This is a genomic window from Micromonospora sp. MH99 (assembly GCF_021442385.1).
GTDB lineage: Bacteria > Actinomycetota > Actinomycetes > Mycobacteriales > Micromonosporaceae > Micromonospora.
Map to the genome: position 1 here is coordinate 1 of NZ_MUZA01000103.1, position 17169 is coordinate 17169.

At 71.3% G+C, this 17169-nt stretch carries 17 protein-coding genes, 2 tRNA genes and 1 pseudogene; 6 read left to right on the top strand and 14 right to left on the bottom strand.

The window, feature by feature from the left end:
- The first annotated feature begins 556 nt into the window (after positions 1 to 556).
- On the top strand, positions 557 to 781 hold the full coding sequence (locus tag B0E54_RS30325; RefSeq protein WP_007464098.1) for a hypothetical protein: 225 nt from the start codon (positions 557 to 559) through the stop codon (positions 779 to 781).
- 4 nt (positions 782 to 785) lie between these two features.
- Here B0E54_RS30325 and B0E54_RS30330 read toward each other — a convergent pair whose 3' ends face one another.
- Both B0E54_RS30330 and B0E54_RS30335 read right to left on the bottom strand, forming a co-directional pair.
- Complete coding sequence (locus tag B0E54_RS30330; protein WP_234590927.1) at positions 786 to 1583, bottom strand: carbon-nitrogen hydrolase family protein; 798 nt, start codon at positions 1581 to 1583, stop codon at positions 786 to 788.
- A 39-nt stretch (positions 1584 to 1622) separates the two neighbouring features.
- Entirely contained in the window at positions 1623 to 2456 is an 834-nt protein-coding gene (locus B0E54_RS30335; protein WP_234590929.1) for a DMT family transporter, read from the bottom strand.
- Positions 2457 to 2497: 41 nt separating this feature from the next.
- Here B0E54_RS30335 and B0E54_RS30340 point away from each other — a divergent pair, with 41 nt between their 5' ends.
- On the top strand, positions 2498 to 3118 hold the full coding sequence (locus B0E54_RS30340; protein WP_234590931.1) for a helix-turn-helix domain-containing protein: 621 nt from the start codon (positions 2498 to 2500) through the stop codon (positions 3116 to 3118).
- Positions 3119 to 3145: 27 nt separating this feature from the next.
- On the opposite strand, the gene clpX is transcribed toward B0E54_RS30340, so the two are convergent.
- From clpX to B0E54_RS30365, 5 genes are all read right to left on the bottom strand, one after another.
- The gene (gene clpX / locus B0E54_RS30345; RefSeq protein ID WP_234590933.1) at positions 3146 to 4441 is read right to left on the bottom strand and encodes an ATP-dependent Clp protease ATP-binding subunit ClpX; all 1296 of its coding nucleotides are present in this window, start codon (positions 4439 to 4441) and stop codon (positions 3146 to 3148) included.
- Positions 4442 to 4651: 210 nt separating this feature from the next.
- Complete coding sequence (locus B0E54_RS30350; RefSeq protein WP_088988028.1) at positions 4652 to 5314, bottom strand: ATP-dependent Clp protease proteolytic subunit; 663 nt, start codon at positions 5312 to 5314, stop codon at positions 4652 to 4654.
- 10 nt (positions 5315 to 5324) lie between these two features.
- The gene (locus B0E54_RS30355) at positions 5325 to 5966 is read right to left on the bottom strand and encodes an ATP-dependent Clp protease proteolytic subunit (protein WP_007464111.1); all 642 of its coding nucleotides are present in this window, start codon (positions 5964 to 5966) and stop codon (positions 5325 to 5327) included.
- Between the two features lie 196 nt (positions 5967 to 6162).
- Positions 6163 to 7509 (bottom strand): trigger factor, encoded by a 1347-nt coding sequence (gene tig / locus B0E54_RS30360; protein ID WP_234590946.1) that lies wholly within the window; start codon positions 7507 to 7509, stop codon positions 6163 to 6165.
- Between the two features lie 118 nt (positions 7510 to 7627).
- Positions 7628 to 7701, bottom strand: a tRNA-Pro gene (locus B0E54_RS30365).
- Positions 7702 to 8009: 308 nt separating this feature from the next.
- On the opposite strand from B0E54_RS30365, the gene B0E54_RS30370 reads away from it, so the two are divergent.
- Positions 8010 to 8083, top strand: a tRNA-Gly gene (locus B0E54_RS30370).
- Positions 8084 to 8142: 59 nt separating this feature from the next.
- Here B0E54_RS30370 and B0E54_RS30375 read toward each other — a convergent pair.
- The 3 genes from B0E54_RS30375 to B0E54_RS30385 all read right to left on the bottom strand — a co-directional run bounded on the left by B0E54_RS30375 (position 8143) and on the right by B0E54_RS30385 (position 11141).
- Complete coding sequence (locus B0E54_RS30375; protein WP_234590948.1) at positions 8143 to 9714, bottom strand: hypothetical protein; 1572 nt, start codon at positions 9712 to 9714, stop codon at positions 8143 to 8145.
- Between the two features lie 78 nt (positions 9715 to 9792).
- A complete protein-coding gene (locus B0E54_RS30380; protein WP_234590950.1) occupies positions 9793 to 10635 on the bottom strand; it encodes a hypothetical protein in 843 nt (280 codons plus the stop codon).
- Positions 10635 to 11141, bottom strand: a complete 507-nt coding sequence (locus B0E54_RS30385) for a SigE family RNA polymerase sigma factor (RefSeq protein ID WP_234590953.1) — start codon at positions 11139 to 11141, stop codon at positions 10635 to 10637. The genes B0E54_RS30380 and B0E54_RS30385 overlap by 1 nt, the downstream gene beginning before the upstream one ends.
- A 260-nt stretch (positions 11142 to 11401) precedes the next feature.
- Between B0E54_RS30385 and B0E54_RS30390 the strand changes: the two genes are divergently transcribed.
- Complete coding sequence (locus tag B0E54_RS30390) at positions 11402 to 13549, top strand: M14 family zinc carboxypeptidase (RefSeq protein ID WP_234590955.1); 2148 nt, start codon at positions 11402 to 11404, stop codon at positions 13547 to 13549.
- 56 nt (positions 13550 to 13605) lie between these two features.
- Positions 13606 to 13872, top strand: a complete 267-nt coding sequence (locus tag B0E54_RS30395; RefSeq protein WP_234590958.1) for a hypothetical protein — start codon at positions 13606 to 13608, stop codon at positions 13870 to 13872.
- Between the two features lie 170 nt (positions 13873 to 14042).
- Here the strand turns inward: B0E54_RS30395 and B0E54_RS30400 are convergent, their stop codons facing one another.
- A complete protein-coding gene (locus B0E54_RS30400) occupies positions 14043 to 14588 on the bottom strand; it encodes a hypothetical protein (RefSeq protein WP_234590960.1) in 546 nt (181 codons plus the stop codon).
- A gap of 184 nt (positions 14589 to 14772) precedes the next feature.
- Between B0E54_RS30400 and B0E54_RS30405 the strand changes: the two genes are divergently transcribed.
- Positions 14773 to 15114: a hypothetical protein gene (locus B0E54_RS30405; RefSeq protein WP_234590962.1), complete on the top strand. Its 342-nt coding sequence runs from the start codon at positions 14773 to 14775 to the stop codon at positions 15112 to 15114.
- A 16-nt stretch (positions 15115 to 15130) separates the two neighbouring features.
- Here B0E54_RS30405 and B0E54_RS30410 read toward each other — a convergent pair whose 3' ends face one another.
- From B0E54_RS30410 to B0E54_RS30420, 3 genes and pseudogenes are all read right to left on the bottom strand, one after another.
- The gene (locus tag B0E54_RS30410; RefSeq protein ID WP_234590968.1) at positions 15131 to 15598 is read right to left on the bottom strand and encodes a ribose-5-phosphate isomerase; all 468 of its coding nucleotides are present in this window, start codon (positions 15596 to 15598) and stop codon (positions 15131 to 15133) included.
- Positions 15599 to 15686: 88 nt separating this feature from the next.
- Positions 15687 to 16886, bottom strand: coding sequence for a DUF1015 family protein (locus tag B0E54_RS30415; protein WP_234590971.1), 1200 nt, complete (start codon positions 16884 to 16886; stop codon positions 15687 to 15689).
- An 88-nt stretch (positions 16887 to 16974) separates the two neighbouring features.
- Positions 16975 to 17169 (bottom strand): annotated as a pseudogene (locus B0E54_RS30420) (hypothetical protein); the annotation flags it as partial.

Consider the following 17169-nt stretch of genomic DNA (forward strand, 5'->3'; position numbering starts at 1 on the left):
TCCGGGGTATAAATCATAATTGGCACTGGCTTTACAAGCACCCTGTTGAGTTCTCAAAGAACAACCACACACCGATCCGAAGCTCCACATTCGTGGAACCCCGTTTCGGGGCAACCGCTCAAACCTACTTGGTCGAACTTTCATTGTCAACCTCGTATCCGAGGTGATCAATCTGGTTCGTCCGGACCCACGATGACGCACGCCGTACCCGGCGGTCGTTTCTGTCGTGGGAAGCCGCAGACCGGCCGATCGCCGCTTCGCGGCTCTCCGCCCGGCTCCTGCCGGCTTCAGAACTCTACCCGGTCGGCTTCGCGTTCGCAACCCCGTTACCGGAGTGTCCCGCACCGCCCGATCCTCAGTCTCGCTCGGCGTTCCCACCACGAGCCTGGCGCCCGTTCTCGGCCGGTTTGTCCGGCCTCCCCCGTGCAGAGAGAAAGTTACGCGGCCGGCCAGGAGAAGGCAAATCAGGGTTCATCACTGGTTTGGCCGAACGGATCGGCGCGGTCTGCTCTGCGGTCGGCGACGCCGCGCACCTTGGCGTGCCAGAGTGTCAGGCATGGATGAGTCCGGGCTGGACGCCACGGTGTTTGCCGAGGAAGCGCTGCTCGGCGTCCTCCTGCCGTTCTGGCAACTGGTCATCGGCGCGGTCGTGCTGGTGGTCCTCGTGCTCTCGGTGGGACGGCTCGCCCGCCGGGGCAGATCCCGGATGACCACGGCTCTGCTGGTCACCGCGGTCGTCATCGCCGGCCTCGCGACGATCGGCGTCCTGTTGGAGGGGTGAGCGCTCAGAGCCGGCGGTTGGCCAGGCTGGGCAGCTCGGCCCGGATCGCGGCGAGGCGGTCGAGGTCCAGGTCGGCGACGGCCACCCCGGGGCCGTCCGGCAGTTGCGTGAGGACCATCCCCCACGGGTCAACCACCATGCTGCGCCCGAAGCACGTCCGACCGGGCTCGTGGTCGCCCGTCTGACCGGCGGCCGCCACGAAACACTGGTTCTCGATGGCCCGGGCGCGCAGCAAAACCTCCCAGTGGTCCCGCCCGGTGTGCAGCATGAACGCCGCCGGCACCACCAGCAGGTGGGCGCCGCCCTCGCTGGCGAGCCGCCGGTACAGCTCCGGGAAGCGCAGGTCGTAGCAGATCGACAGCCCGACCCGGAGATCCTCCACGTCCACGACGACGGGCTGCTCGCCGGGCGCGACACTCGCCGACTCCAGGTAGGAGACCCGACCCGGGATCTCCACGTCGTACAGATGGATCTTGCGGTAGCTCGCGGCCAGGCTGCCGGCACGGTCGAAGACCAACGAGGTGTTCCAGGTGTGCTCCGGGTCCGGCCCGGCCTCGTGGAACGACCCGGCCACCACCCACATGCCCAGCCGCCGGGCAGCCGCCGCGAAGAAGGTGCCCACCTCACCGTCGACCGGCTCCGGTTCGGGCAGGTCTGCCGCGGGGCCGAGATAGTCGACGTACTCCGGAAGGATGGCCAGGTCCGCGCCGCCGTCGGCGGCGCGTTCCAGCAGCACCTCGGCGGCGGCCAGGTTTGCCTTGCGGTCATCCCGGGCGTTGAGCTGGCAGACGGCGACGCGCATGGCCCCAGAGTACGGCCGGGACGGCCGGCGCGGACAGCGTCAGATGCTGGCCAGCACCAGCGCCCCCGCGGCGAACCCGAGGCCGGCGATCTGGACCGGCCGTAGGCGTTCCCGGTCGACGGCGAGCGCGAGCAGCACCGTGCTGGCGGGATAGAGCGCGGCGATCGCCGCCACGATGCTGAGGTGACCCCGCGCGGCGGCGGCCATGAAGAGCGCGTTGGCGGCGCTGTCGAGCAGACCGGCGACGGCCGCCCAACCCAGCACCCGCCGGTCGAGCCGAAGCCGCACCCCGGTGGCGGCGGCGAGGACCAGGCCGAACGCGATCGAGCTGGCCCGGACCGCCGCCACCGGCCACATGCCGGCGCTCTCACTGGCCTGGCCTAGCAGCGTGAAGAAGACGCCGAAGAGCCCGCCGGCGGCGAGGGCCAGACCGACCAGCCGCGTCGGAATGCCCGTGCGGCTGCCCCCTTCGCCCAGGCTGACCAGGGCGATCGCCACCACGGCGAGGCCGGCGCCGGTGAGCGCCAGCCCTCCGGGGAAGCTCGACGTGAACAGGCCGGCGACGATCGGCACCACCGCGGCGGTGATCGCGGTGATCGGCGCGACCACAGCCATCATTCCGCCGGCGAGCGCCCGGTAGAGCAGCATGACGCCACCAGCGCCCGCCACCCCGGCGAGCAGCCCCCAGGCGATGTCGGCGACGGTCGGCGTCCCGGGCACCACCAGCACCAGAGCGACCAGCAGGGGGACGCTCAGCAGCTGGGAGACCACGGTCACCGCGATCGGGTCGGCCCGCCGGGACGCCTTGCCGCCGGAGAAGTCGGCGGTGCCGAAGGCGATCGCGGACACCGCTGCCAGGAGAATGGGTAGCATGCGACTGTCGTACCACAATAGTGACCGCGAAGGATAGTTTGATGACCGACACAGGTGGCCGGGTGGGCGCGGTGACCGCCGCCGTCGCCAGGCAGGTACGGGAACTGCGCGCCGCCCGGGGCTGGTCCTTCGAGGAACTCGCCGGCCGCTCCGGGGTGAGCAAGGCGATGCTCGTGCAGATCGAGAGCGCCCGCACCAACCCCAGCGTCGGCACGCTGTGCCGGGTCGCTGACGCGTTCGGCGTCAACATCGCCCGACTTGTCGAGCCGGACGAGGAGCGGACAGTGCGGATCAGCTCCACGGCCGAGGCGCCCGTGCTCTGGCAGGGCGAGCACGGCGGCACCGGCCAGCTGCTCAGCGGGCTGGGCGAGCCCGACCTGGTCGAGCTCTGGGACTGGCGGCTGGAGCCCGGGGACGGACAGCGCTCCTCCGACCACCCGCGCGGCACCCGCGAGGTGCTGCACGTCCTGGCCGGCACGGTGATCGTCCAGGTCGACGGGCAGGATCACGCCGTCCGGGCGGGCGAGACGATCGAGTTCCACGCCGACCGGGAGCACGGCTACCGCAACGACGCCGAGGAACCGGCCCGGCTGATGATGGTGACTGTCACGCCGTCGGGCGAGTGGGACCGCCGAACACGGTCACGCCGGCCGCGTCAGTAGCGAACGGCCGGCGTGACGCGGGGACGATCAGGCCGACTTCTCCTCGCGGTCCCGCCGGGCCCGACGCCCGGTGAACTCGCGCGGAACGATTGTCGGGTTGACGTTCTCCAGGACGACCTCGCGGGTGATCAGCACCCGGGCGGCGTCGGGGTTGCTCGGCACCTCGAACATCGCGGAGAGCAGAACCTCCTCGATGATGGCCCGCAGACCGCGGGCACCCGTGCCCCGCAGCATCGCCTGGTCGGCGATCGCCTCCAACGCCGGCTCGTCGAACTCCAGCTCGACCCCGTCCAGCTCGAAGAGCCGCTGGTACTGCCGGACCAGCGCGTTGCGCGGCTCGGTGAGGATGCGCACCAGAGCGCTGCGGTCCAGGCTGCGCACATTGGTGATCACCGGGAGCCGGCCGACGAACTCGGGGATCAGCCCGAACTTGAGCATGTCCTCCGGCATGACCTGGCTGAAGATGTCATCGGTCGACCGCTCGGACACCGACCGGAGCCGGGCGCCGAAACCGGTGCCGCCCTGGCCGGTGCGGGACTCGATGATCTGATCCAGACCGGCGAACGCACCACCACAGATGAACAGCACGTTCGTGGTGTCGATCTGGATGAACTCCTGGTGCGGGTGCTTACGACCACCCTGCGGCGGCACGTTGGCCACCGTGCCTTCCAGCATCTTGAGCAGAGCCTGCTGCACACCCTCGCCGGAGACGTCGCGCGTGATCGACGGATTCTCCGACTTACGGGCGATCTTGTCGACCTCGTCGATGTAGATGATGCCGGTCTCGGCGCGCTTGATGTCGTAGTCCGCGGCCTGGATGAGCTTGAGGAGGATGTTCTCCACGTCCTCGCCGACGTAGCCCGCCTCGGTCAGCGCGGTGGCGTCGGCGATCGCGAACGGGACGTTCAACATCCGGGCGAGGGTCTGCGCCAGGTGGGTCTTGCCGCACCCCGTCGGCCCGAGCAGCAGGATGTTGGACTTCGCCAGCTCGACGGCGTCACTGCCGGAGCCCGGCGCACCGGCCGCCTCGGCCTGGATGCGCTTGTAGTGGTTGTAGACCGCTACGGCGAGCGCCTTCTTGGCCTGATCCTGCCCGACGACGTAGTTGTCGAGGAACTGGCAGATCTCCATCGGCTTGGGAAGCTCTTCCCACTTCACCTCGCCGGACTCGGCCAGCTCCTCTTCGATGATCTCGTTGCAGAGATCGATGCACTCGTCGCAGATGTAGACCCCGGGGCCCGCGATGAGCTTCTTCACCTGCTTCTGCGACTTGCCGCAGAAGGAGCATTTCAGTAGGTCGCCGCCGTCACCGATCCGTGCCACCTACGTTCTCCCTGCACTCATCGGCCGGAGACCCGGCCCTGACCTGCGGGCGCTGCCTGCCGCCCGACTTCGTTCACCCCACCGGCCCAACCGGCGAAGCGGTACGGACCCGACGTTACCCGCTGGCGGAGCATTCTCCGACCCCCAAAACGGGTGTGTCAGAGGTCGGCCGGGAACGCGCGCCCCGGCCAACCTCTGACCCGGTAGTGCTCAGCTGGCGGCCTGAGCGGCCAGCAAACCCTTCTTGCGGCTGGTCAGGATCGTGTCGACCAGCCCGTACTCCTTGGACTCCTCGGCCGTCATGATCTTGTCACGGTCGATGTCCTTGCGAACCTGCTCGATCGGGCGGTTGCAGTGGCGGGACAGCATGTCCTCCAGCTGCGTCCGCATCCGCAGGATCTCCCGGGCCTGGATCTCGATGTCCGAGCCCTGCCCGTAGCCGCCCTCGGTGGCCGGCTGGTGGATGATGATCCGCGAGTTCGGAAGGGCCATCCGCTTACCCGGCGTACCCGCCGACAGCAGCACCGCCGCCGCGCTGGCGGCCTGCCCGAGGCAGACCGTCTGGATGTCCGGACGGACGTACTGCATGGTGTCGTAGATCGCCGTCATCGCGGTGAACGAGCCACCCGGCGAGTTGATGTACATGATGATGTCGCGGTCCGGGTCGGTGCCCTCCAGCGTCAGCAGCTGGGCCATCACGTCGTTGGCCGACGCGTCGTCCACCTGGACACCGAGGAAGATGATCCGGTCCTCGAAGAGCTTGTTGTACGGGTTCGACTCCTTGACCCCGTACGACGTGCGCTCGACGAACGACGGCAGCACGTACCGGTTGTGCACGGCCGCGAACTGGGGCGGCAAGCTCAGATCGGTCATCGTCAGCTCCTCAGCTCAGGGTCCCGGCGCCATCCGGAACCTGAGCGGCCCCGATGATCACCTTGTCGATGAAGCCGTAGTCCATGGCCTCCTGGGCGGTGAACCAACGGTCCCGGTCCGAGTCGGCCTCGATCTGCGACTGGCTCTGGCCGGTGTGGTGCGCGACGCGCTCCTGGAACATCCGCTTCGTGTAGAGCATCTGCTCCGCCTGGATGGCGATGTCCGACGCCGTGCCGCCCAGACCACCGGACGGCTGGTGCATCATGATCCGAGCGTGCGGCAGGGCGTAACGCTTGCCCTTGGTGCCCGCGCAGAGCAGCAGCTGACCCATCGAGGCGGCCATGCCCATCGCCACGGTCGACACGTCGTTGTCGATGAACTGCATGGTGTCGTAGATCGCCATGCCGGAGTAGACCGAGCCACCCGGCGAGTTGATCCACAGGTTGATGTCGCGGTCCGGGTCCTCCGCGGCGAGCAGCAGCAGCTGCGCGCAGATGCGGTTGGCGACCTGGTCGGTCACCTCACTGCCCAGGAAGATGATGCGTTCCTTGAGCAACCGGTTGTAGACCGAGTCGTCGAGGTTGCCAATGGAGTCGCCACCGCGCGCGTCAATCGCCCGGAGCGACTTCTTGGGGATGTGCATGTCGGTCATGGCAGCCCTTCGCTCTCCGTACCGTCTTTCCCGACACTAACCGCTGTGCGGGGCGGCAGAGTCCCGGTCGGGGCACTGTTCGCTCTCAGCGCAGTTGCGTCGGGCGCACCCGCGGCGCGGGCGTCCGGGCGTACCCGGGAAACGGATGTGGCCGCCGCCCACCGCTCAGCGGCGGACGGCGGCCGCACCCGACGAATCAGTGCTCGTGGTTGTGCTCCGCCTCGTTGGCGGCGCGCAGCGCGTCCAGGGTGACCTCGTTGCCGGCCGAGTCCTTGATCGAGATGCGCTCCATGACGGCCGCGAGCGCCTTGCCCCGCCGCACGTCGCCGAAGACCGCGGCAGCCGCGCCGGAGCGCACCAGCTGGTCGTAGTACTGCTGCGGGGCCATCCCGGCGCGCTGCGCCCGGTGCACGATCTCGTGCCCGAACTCGTCGTCGGAGACCTGCACGTCCTCCGCGTCGGCAAGCGTGTCGAGCAGGAGCTGCACCTTGACGCCCTCGGTCGCCGCCTCGGTCAGCTCGGCGTCGATCTGCTCCTCAGTCTTCTCCTCGGCCGCGAGGTATTCCTCCATGGAGGCGCCGATCCGCTCCAGCTGGTCGACCATCGCCTGCTTGCGGCTCGCGACCTCCTCACGGACGACGCCCTCCGGCGCCGGCACCTCGGCGGCCTCGACCAGCTGCGCCAGCGCCTTGTCCCGGGCGGCGTAGATCTGCTCGACCTGCTTGCCCTGCGTGACCCGCGCCCGCAGATCGCCGCGCAGCTCCTCGATCGTGTCGAACTCGCTGGCCATCTGGGCGAACTCGTCGTTCAGCTCCGGCAGCTCCTTCTCCTTGACCGTGCGCACGGTCACCGCCACGTCGGCGTCCCGGCCGGCGAAGTCGCCGCCGACCAGCTGGGTGGTGAAGGTGGTGCTGTCGCCGGCGGCGAGGCCGACCACTGCCTCGTCCAGGCCCGGCAGGAGCTGCTTGCTGCCGACCTCGTGGGAGATGTTGCTGGCCTGGCCGCCCGGCACGTCCTCGCCGTCGACGGTGGCGTTCAGGTCGATCTGCACGTAGTCGCCCTCGGCGGCGGCCCGCTCGACGGTCTTGAGGGTGGCGAACCGCTCCCGCAGGTTCTTCACCTGCTCGTCGATCTCGCTGTCATCGATCTGCAGCTCGTCGACGGTCACCTCGATGGTCGTCGCGTCGGGCAGCGTGATCTCCGGACGGACGTCGACCTCGGCGGTGAAGTTCAGCGAGTCACCGTCGTTGAACTCGGTGATCTCGACCTCGGGACGCCCCAGCGTCTTCAGGTCGTGCTCGCGCACCGCGGCCATGATGTTCTCCGGGATAGCGTCCTGGACGGCCTCGTTGAGGACGGTGCCCCGGCCCACCCGCTGGTCGATCACCGCGGTCGGCACCTTGCCCCGGCGGAAGCCCGGGACCTGGACCTGCGAACCGATCTCCCGGTACGCCTTCTTGAGGCTCGGCTCGAGCTCGACGAACGGCACCTCGATGGCGAGCCGCACGCGCGTCGGGCTCAGAGTCTCGACGGTGCTCTTCACAGGCGTACTCCTTGACGGATCTGGGTTTTGATTCTGGGCCTTCGATTGGCCCATCGAGTGTAGGCGAGCCGGCCCGGCCGGCTGCTAGCGCCCGGGGCGACCCGGACGCGGACGACAGTCGGGGTGGCGGGATTTGAACCCACGGCCCCTCGCTCCCAAAGCGAGTGCGCTACCAAGCTGCGCCACACCCCGTGGCGACGTGCAGTCTATGCCGTCGCCGCGCCGCAAGCGGTGCCGGGGCGGCCCCCACCCGGACACATCGCCCGAAAGTCGCACCTTGTGCCCCGCGCGCCCGCGCCCGACGTCAAGATCCGCACGACTTCGGGGATGTGGGGGTATCCGCGAGCGGGGACACCGCCATTTCCCCGAGGTGGTGCGGATCTTGGGCGGTCGACACGTGACGCGCGTGTCCCGCGACGCCGCGGGGCGGTGGCGCGGCTGCGCATCGGACACGGCCATTGGGTACGCTGTCGGCGCGTCCCGTTTCGGCGGGGCGGAGCGCGGGCGTAGCTCAATGGCAGAGCTTCAGTCTTCCAAACTGACGGTGCGGGTTCGATTCCCGTCGCCCGCTCCAACAACCTCCGGCCCAGGCCAGGGGCTGCCTCCCCTCATCCTGGGCCGGTTGAAGCGCGCCTAGGCAGACCTCCTGAGCCAGGCGGCGAGCAGATCGCTGACCTCCTCGCCGAGGGCGGGCGCCGCGCGCCGTGCCAGCACGAGAAGGTCCGCATGCTGGGCGGTCGTCACGTCGAGAGAGGGCAGCGGCGTGCGACGCCAGGTCGTACGGCTGGCGTCCCGTACGAGCCCGGTCACGTCGGCACGACCGCGTCGGGACAACCCCGGATCGGGGTCGACGGCCAGGAGCAGGGCGGCACGCAACCGCACGGCTACGGGTGCCGTGCCGAGCAGCCGATAGCCCGCGCGCCGCAGTTCCACCCGCGCGCCGGTGAGCAACTGCCAGGGCAGCTCCGCCGGCAGGGTTGCCGCGACGGGTCGGAGGGCCGTGGTGGCCTCGCGAACGACCGACGGTGCGGGATCGGTCAGCAACGGCAGGATCCGGCCGCTGTCGACGGCGTCGAGCTGGCGAAGGCCACGGACGGCTGCGGCGCGGATCGTCGCGACCGGATGGGTGAGGAGCCGGTTCAGCAGCGGCGCGTCGGCCTCCGAAGCACTCTCGCTGAAGCCGTGGACGGCACCCGGTGTGGGCGCGGGGCCGGTGACCGCCGCCCGGTAGTGCGCCAGCGCGTCGGTGCCGACGCGCCGACCGGCCTCCCTGGCGATGGCCCGCACCAGCGACGCGGGGTCATCGAGACGGGTGGCCACCTCGGCCGGCTCTCCGACCCGCAGCAGGCCGGTGAGAGCGACCGCCCGTACGTCCGGTCGGCGGCTGCGGGCGAGCCGCCGCAGGATCGGGAGCCGCCCGGTCCACACCGCCTCCCGACACGCTGCCTCGGCCGCCAGTGAGCGGATACGTACGTCGGTCTCGGACTCCGCGACGGCGACCAGGTCCTCGATCCGCAGCCAGCGCTGCGCCACCTCCATCTCGAAGACCAGCCGCCGCTGGGCCGCGGAGCCGGAGGTTCCGACCATCCGGCGTACGGCCGGCGGCGCGCTGAGCAGCGTGGCCGTGACCTGGTTGGCGGCGAAGCCGCCGCGCGACCGGGCGTCCACCAGCAGTGCCATCGGCATCGCCGCCGGAAGGTACGTGGCGGGGTCGTCGGCCAGCAGCAGCGCGAGGCCAGCGCGGGCCCGGTCCCGCACCTGCTGGACCCAGTCGCCGGTGCGCAGCACCAGAAACGGCACCAGATCCGGGTGGGGATCGTCCAGCATGGATCGGACCGCGCGCTCGCGGACGCGTCCGTCGCGGTGGGTGCTGGCCATCGCCACGGCGAGCGGGTCGACAGTGGGTCGGGTCAGACCGGCCACCAGCCGAACGAGCGGTGGCGACTGGTCCGGCAGGCACCACAGCACCTGGCGGGCGTGTTCGTCGAGCCGGGCCACCACTTTCGGGGAACGAGCCAGCGCCCGCAGTGCCGCCCGGCCCAGGTCGTGGTCGGCGTTGGCGACGACACCGTTCACCAGGAAGGTGAGGTGCTCCACGGTCTTCCGGCCGGCGGCGGAACGCTGGGTGGCCGCCGCGATCGCCACCTCCAGCGCCGCTTTCGTCTCCGCGCTGGTTTCTCCGCAGTGCCCCGGCGTCCACGTCATGTGATCATGCTGCCGCACCGGCGGCGGGGCCCGCCTCCGAGTTATCGGCGGGTGGCCCGGGAGGGCCGGGTCACCGTGTCACCTGAGGTGGAACCGTTCGTCGACCGCTAGAGCCGCCAACTGCGGCACGGAGAACGGCAGCTTCGTCAACTCCGGCCGGGTCTCGGTGAGTTGCCTCCCCTGCGCGACGAACACCACCACACCGTCCGGGTGCCGGTAGGCCGCCCACTGGTCGAGCCGGTCGTCGTCACCCGGCCGGACCACCACGCCGACCTGCGCCGCCCCGACGGCCTCGACCTGACACTCGCCCTGCATGCCCCAGAACTGGCGGGCCAGCGCGCAGGGTTCAGCGGGTAGTTGGTTGCCAGCGTCGTGCACCTCGACGACCACACGCCCGGTGTCCTGCCCCTGGGCAACGGCAACCGAGGTCAGGTAGCTCCACAGGTCGACGCCGTTCACCGTGTCCTCGAACTGCGCCTGGTGGGTCCGCAGCGTCCTCTGGTCGGCGGGCTGGTTCGGCGGGTCCGCCGGCGCGGTGTAGCCGGCGGGCACGACGGAGACGACCTCGTCGAGCAGCCGTACCCCCTGGTCGTACTTCGACCCTGCCCGGGCGGTCCGGTCCTCCTGTGGTTGACCGTCCGGCCCGGCCGGCCACGGCTTCTTGGTGTCTGACGTCGACGGGTTCGGGATGGCCTGCGGACCGCCCGCCGGCTGGTAGATGTCGCCCTTGGGTGTGCCCACGGCCGCGAGGCCGGCGACCGCCAGCACCATCGCCGCCGATCCGGCGCACGCCCAGGCGGCACGGCGGCGACCACGGGCGCGTCGTCCCGCCCCGAGCGCGGCCGCCGTACTCAATGGTGGTGGCGAGGTGGCGTCCGCCATCTCGCGGCGCAGCGCCTCGCGCAGGTCTTCTCCGTTCATCATTGCCCCATCTCGATCCCGCTGTGTGTGGTTGCCAGGAGGCCGCGCAGCGTGTCCAGCCCGCGCGCCGCCTGGCTCTTCACCGTCCCCGGAGAGCAGTCCAGCAGCGCCGCGACGTCCTCGATCGAAAGGTCCTCCCAGTAGCGGAGAACCAGCACCGCCCGCTGGCGCGGCGCCACCGAGGCCAGCGCCCGCAGCAGCACCAGACGGGTCTCCGGCGAGTCCGACGGTGCCGCCTGCTCGGCGTTGTCGCCGCCCACGCGTTCACGCCGCCACCAGCCGCGGCGGCGCTCGTCGAGGAACGTCCGGATCAGGATCTGCCGCACGTAGTTGTCGAGCACCTCGTGCCGGGAGACCCGGTTCCAGACCAGGTAGAGCTTCACGAACGCGGTCTGGACCAGGTCCTCCGCCCGATGCCAGTCACCGCACAGCAGGTACGCCGTGCCGCGCATCGCGTCCGACCTCGCCGCGAAGTAGTCGGCGAACGCCGCGTCGCGATCGCTCATTCAGGCCTCCGATCCCCGATTCGAGATAGTCACGCCGGGTCCGGCCCAGCGGGTTGCACTGCGAAAGAGGAACTCGCCGGAGTCGAGGCCGGTTGCGCGTCAAACCGTGACGGCGACCGCGCACGGCTTCCCCGGTAACGTCCGACCCCACGTCGAGCCGCCAGAGCCTGGTGCCGGTCGTCAGCGAGATCCCTTGACAGGTGTCGATCTGTGCACTGGTGTAAGGACCACGCACATCAACGTCCGTCACAGGAGGGCACATGATCGTCCGACGACGGTGGATGGCTGCCGCCACCACAGCGATCCTGATCAGCGCGGCGCTGTCCCATCCCGGTCCGGCGGCGGCGAGAGCCGCCGCCGATGCCACACCGATCACCCTGACCGCCACCGAGACCGCCCTGGTCCGGGTGCGGCTGCGCGATCAGGCCCAGCTCGACAGGCTCGTCGCCGCCGGCGTCGACCTGGCCAACCGACCCCGGGCCCGGGACGGGCGGATCCTCGCCGACCTGGTGCTGACCGGCGCCCAACTCGCCGACCTGACCGCCCAGGGCGCCACCGCGACGCAGATCGTGCAGCGCGCCGGGGACGGCAGCCGGCACTTCGCCGAAAGCGTCCGCGCGGCGCAGGCCCGTACCGCCGCCGGGCTACGCGCCCCGGGCGCCGGGCAGCGGACCACCACCGCCGCCGCCGTCGACACCCTCGCGGTGCAGCAGGCGTACTGGTGGACCACAGGTGGGCAGACCTTCCTGCAGGCGCAGGTCGCCACCACCGCCACCGACGACCCGGACGTGGAGATCACCGTCAGTTGGCGGACCGCCGACGGCGCCACCGGGTCGTTCCCGCTCTACCGGTTCGAGGACGCGGGCGAATACCAGTACCACTACAACCTCCCCCAGCCGGTGCCGAGCCGGCCGGTCCAGCTGACCGCCACCTCCAGCCTCGGCGGAGTCAGCCGGGTGGTCACCCCGGCGCTGTGGCCGAACGCCACCCCGCCGCCGCTGCCCGCCGGCTACCAGAAGGACTTCATCGACGCGTACCTGACGCCGGTGGACATCCAGGCGCGGATCAAGCGGCTCGGCCGCCAGTACCGGGACCTGGTGGACGTCATCGACCTGCCGAACAAGACCCAGGGATACCGGCGCACCGCCGTCGCGTATCTCGGTGATCCGGCGGCCGCCGCCGTGGTCGTCGAGTCGGTCCGCTTCGGCGACCGGGGCATGAACGGTGTCCAGGTGCGCACGGTCGACCCGGGCCGGCGGAACCGGCCGTTGACCGTCGGCTACCGCGACCGGGTTCTCACGGTGTCGCTGGCCACGGACACCGCCGGCAAGACGGTGAGCACCACCGACGAGGTCGCCGCGGCGATCAACGCCCGGCAACCGAACCGGTTCCGGGCCACCGTCGAGGACGGCTCGGCGGGCCTGCCGATGCCGGTCGCCGGGCCGACCCGCCTCGACGACGGCCTGCAGGGCACCGAGGTGCCGGCGAAGCCGTGGACGGTCCAGGCGCTGCGCCTCGGCGTGCACCGCGACGGCTCCCGAGTCGGGGTGCTGGCGTACTCCCAGGAGCACGCCCGGGAGTGGGCCACGCCGCTGGTGACCCTGGAGTTCGCGGAGCGGATGCTGGCCAACGCCCGTACCGACCCGGCCACCCGGGAGCTGCTGGAGCAGGTGGACATCTTCGTCATCCCGACGGTCAACCCGGACGGCGCGAACTACTCGTTCAACGACTACAACTTCCAGCGCAAGAACCTGGTCAACCACTGCACCGGGCCGGCCCGCGACCCGAAGAACCGCAACTCGTGGGGCGTCGACGTCAACCGCAACTACACGGTCGGGTCGTACTTCGACGGGTACGTGGGTGCCAGCGCCAACTGTCTCTCCGGCACCTACGCCGGCACGGCAGAGCTGTCCGAGGCGGAGAGCGGCAACGTCATCGCGCTGGCCAAGGCCCACCCGAACATCAGGTTCGCGATGAACGTGCACTCCTACGGCGGGTACTTCATGTGGCCGCCGGGGGCGTACCGGGCCGATGGGCGGATCACCCTGCCCCGGCCGTCGATCGACGAGTCGACGCTGTTCCTGAACAGCGCCCGGCGGATCGTCGGCGCCATCGCGCAAGAACGCGGCACCGTCACCTGGCCGTCGCAGACCGGTCCGGTCGCCGACGTGCTCTACTCCGCCGCCGGCAACTCCGCCGACCAGCTCTACTACGAGCTGGGCATCTTCGCCTGGGACTTCGAGGTCGGCAACGACAGGTGGAACCCGACCACCGGCGAGTGGGAGGGCGTCGGCTTCCAGCCACCGTTCGACGAGGCCCACGGCGAGTCCCAGGAGTACGCGGGCGGCCTGGTCGAACTGGTCCGGGTGGCCCGCGACCACGCCGCCGCCGAGGCGGCCACCGGCTGACCCCCGGGCGACATTTCGCCTGTTTCCGGCTTCCGGCCGGCGGGTAGGGCAGACACATGGACACCAACACCACAGCCCACCTGGTCGGCGGCCCCCGCGACGGCAGCACCCACGACACCGGCGGCGACGCCCTCGTCGAGGTGGAGATCGACGGCATGATGCACCGCTACATCAGGACCACCAAGGAGCACGACGACGGCCGACCGCTCTACAACTACGACGGGATGGTCGACCCGGACGGCGGCCAGCCCGGCGTCGAGGACCCGGCCGCCCGGGTCGCCTCGCCCCGCGGCGACGCCGAGGGGCACGGCGACGACCGCTAACCCCGCGGTTCGGGCAGACCCGAACGACGGACGCACCGGCCGGCCACGGATGAACCGTGGCCGGCCGGGTAAGCAGCGGCCTTGCCTGGTGGGGAGACGACCGGTGTCGCGGTGTCCCGCGACGTCGAGCACGGGCGGGCGGCCTGGCCGGCCCGCCCGTGCGCGCCGGGTCAGTTCGAGGTGACCCAGTTCCAGGCCGAGACGACCCACTCGGTCTGCTGCAGCCAGGCCACACCGAGACCGACGAGGAAGACCGCGGTGGCCAGGTGGGCGCCCCACGCGCTGCGCCGCACCCGCCCGAGCTGCCGCTCCAGCACCAACCGACCGATCACCCGGGCCAACGCGAACAGGCCGACCGCCACCAGCAGGCTCAACACGAGCACCAGCAGCGGGCCAGACAGATCGCCCCCACCGGAGAGCGCCCAGATCCCCCAGCACACGAACGCGAACAGGCCACCCGCCGCGCTCCACTCGCCGCCGCGACGCAACTGCGCCAGGCGCCAGCTCAACGGTCGGCGCGGCGCCGGCTCCCCCGGCCAGCCGGTACCGGTCGGCTCCTGCTCCACGACCGGGAACGGTTCGGTCCGCGGGGTACGCGGCTGGCCCACCGGCGCCACGCCCCGGCGGAACCCGTCCCGCTGCGGCGGCACCCCGACGCCGGCCTGCGGTGGGACCTCCACGGTTCGCTCCGCCCACGGCTGCGTCTGGTCTGCCATCTCGTCCTCCCCCTGACCGGCGGCACCCCCGCATTCGAGGGTAGCCAGCCGGCGAACCCGACCGGCGGCACGATCACCGCCCGAATCCGAGGGTAGCCAGCCGGCAAATCGGTCGCCGACCGCCGTCCGGCGCGAACCCGGCACGACGCGCCGAATTCCCCACCCGGCGCGGTACGGTCGGCTGATGGGTGATCCGGAGCGACGCAGGCGACGGCTGCGCCACCAGTCCGACTCCGACCCGGCCGGGCGCGGCGCGGACGGTTCGACGGCCAGCACGGCCGGCGTACACGACGGCGTGGAGTCGCCGCCGCGACGTCGAGGGTCCGGCGGCGACGACCGCGACGGCGAGCGGGGGTTACGGGGGCTGGTCGGCTCCGGCTCGTCCCAGGTGGGGCTGAGCGCCGCGCTGCGGGCCCGGGACGCCGCCCGGCCCACCGACGACGACCTCGCCGAGGCGGAAGCCCGGGTGGTGGTCGTCCGCCGCAACTGGGTGCCCCGCGAGGAGTTGCCCCGCTCGCCGCGCTGAGGGCGGTGGCCCCGGGTCAGGGCAGGTCGGGCAGCTCCCGGGTCTGCTCGTACGTGGCGACCTGGATGATCCGGCGGGCGTGCCGCTCGTTGCCGGAGAACGGCGTGCTCAGGAACGCCTCGACGATGCCGGTGGCCTCGTCCAGGGTGTGCTGGCGGGCGCCCACCGCGACGACGTTCGCGTCGTTGTGCTGGCGGGCGAGCTGAGCCGTCTCGACGCTCCAGGCCAGCGCGGCGCGTACGCCGGCAACCTTGTTCGCGGCGATCTGCTCGCCGTTACCGGAGCCGCCGATGACCACCCCCAGGGAGGTCTCGTCGGCCACCACCCGGTCACCCGTGTGCAGGCAGAACGTCGGGTAGTCGTCGTCCGGGTCGTAGCTGTGCGGGCCGACGTCGACCACGTCGTACCCCTGCTTGGCCAGGTGGTTGGCCAGGTGCACCTTCAACTCGAAACCGGCGTGATCGGATCCCAGGTAGACGCGCATACCGGGCAGTCTGTCAGGCCGCGCTCTCCGACGCCGCAGCGGCGGCGTCGGAGAGCCGGGTTCGTCACACGGTCGTGCGGATGCTCACTCAGCGCGGCAGTTCGGCGACCACCAGGCCGCCGCGCGCCTTCGGGGTGAACCAGGTGCTCTTGCGGGGCATCTTCTCCCGGGCCAGGTTCACCGCGACGAAGTCCGCCACGGTCACCGGCGCGATGAGGACGGCCAGCTCGGCCCGCCCGGCGTCGACCTCCCCGGTGAGCCAGCTCGCCGGGTAGTCACCGCCCACGTAGGTGATCCGCTTGTCGCCCGGATCCAGTCCCAGAGCGTCGCGCAGCAGCAGCCGCTCGACCAGGGCGTGGTCCAGGTTCTCCAGGCGGGCGTCGGCGGTGGCGGGCAGGCGTACCGCGTACCCCTGGCCGGCGAGGCGGAGATGGACGGTGCCGCCGGCCGCCGGGACCTCGACCGGGCCGTCGATCGGCTCGACCTCGGCCCCCGCCGCGCGCAACCGGTCGAGCAGCTCGGCCGGCGTGGTGGTCAGCTCGCTGACCAGCCGGTTGTACGGCTGGATGGCCACCGACGCGGGGGTGGTCACCACGGCCAGGAAGCGCGACAACCCGCCGGTCTGGGCGGCCAGGCTGCGGTGGTTGCCGTCGGCGACGACCAGCTCGCCGCCACCGGCGAGAGCGGTCAACGCGTCCTGCTCCGGGCCGGGGCCGAGCAGCCAGATGGCGTGGGTGCGCCCCGCCTGGTCGGTGTCCGTCGCGGCAGGTGCCCCGGCCGCGTCGGTCGCCGCCGCGAGCGCGGCGTGCAGCTCGTCGCCGGTCCCGGTCTGCAGCAGGAGTACGGGCGAGAGCAGGTGACCCAGCGCCTCGGCCAGCGCGACGCGCTCGCGCACCTTGGCGATGAAGACGTCCTCGTTGCGGATGACCAGGCCCGGCTCGTCGGCGCGGGTGGAGATCTGGTCGGTGTCCACCATCGCGAACAGCCCGTACGCCGTCTCCTCGCCCGGGGCGCTGATCCGGTACAGCACGACCACCTGCTCGGAGGGGGTGTAGCTGCCGTCGGCCTTGGCCTCGGCGAGGCGGGCCACCGAGTCCGGCAGCGCGTCGAGGAACGACTTGCCCAGGCTGCCGGGAGCCCGATGCGGCATCTCGATGCCGAGGGCACTGTGCGGGTTCGCCTCGATGATCGCGGTGATCTCCGCGTCGTCGGCGAACTCGTCGTAGTTCTGCGCGCCGGTGCCGCCGGTGGTGATCCAGGCCCGGGCGATCGGATGTACGACCGTCATGCCCACTGACGCTACCGGCGGCGACGTCACCGGCGACGGGGACCCGCGCGGCGTCCACCAGATGAAAGTGCCGGGCCCGGACGGACTGTCAGCCGGCGCGGCCGGACGCGCCGTTGTGCCGCCGGTGTCGGCCGGCCACGACCGGTCCGGCGTTGCCGCGCCGGCCGTTGGCGACGGGCCCGGTGATGGCGTTGCGTCGGGGCGCGGCCGGCGGTCCCGGCACGGGACGCGGTTCCGGTGGTGGGGCCGGAACGGGACGCGGGTTCAGCGGCGGCGTCGGCAC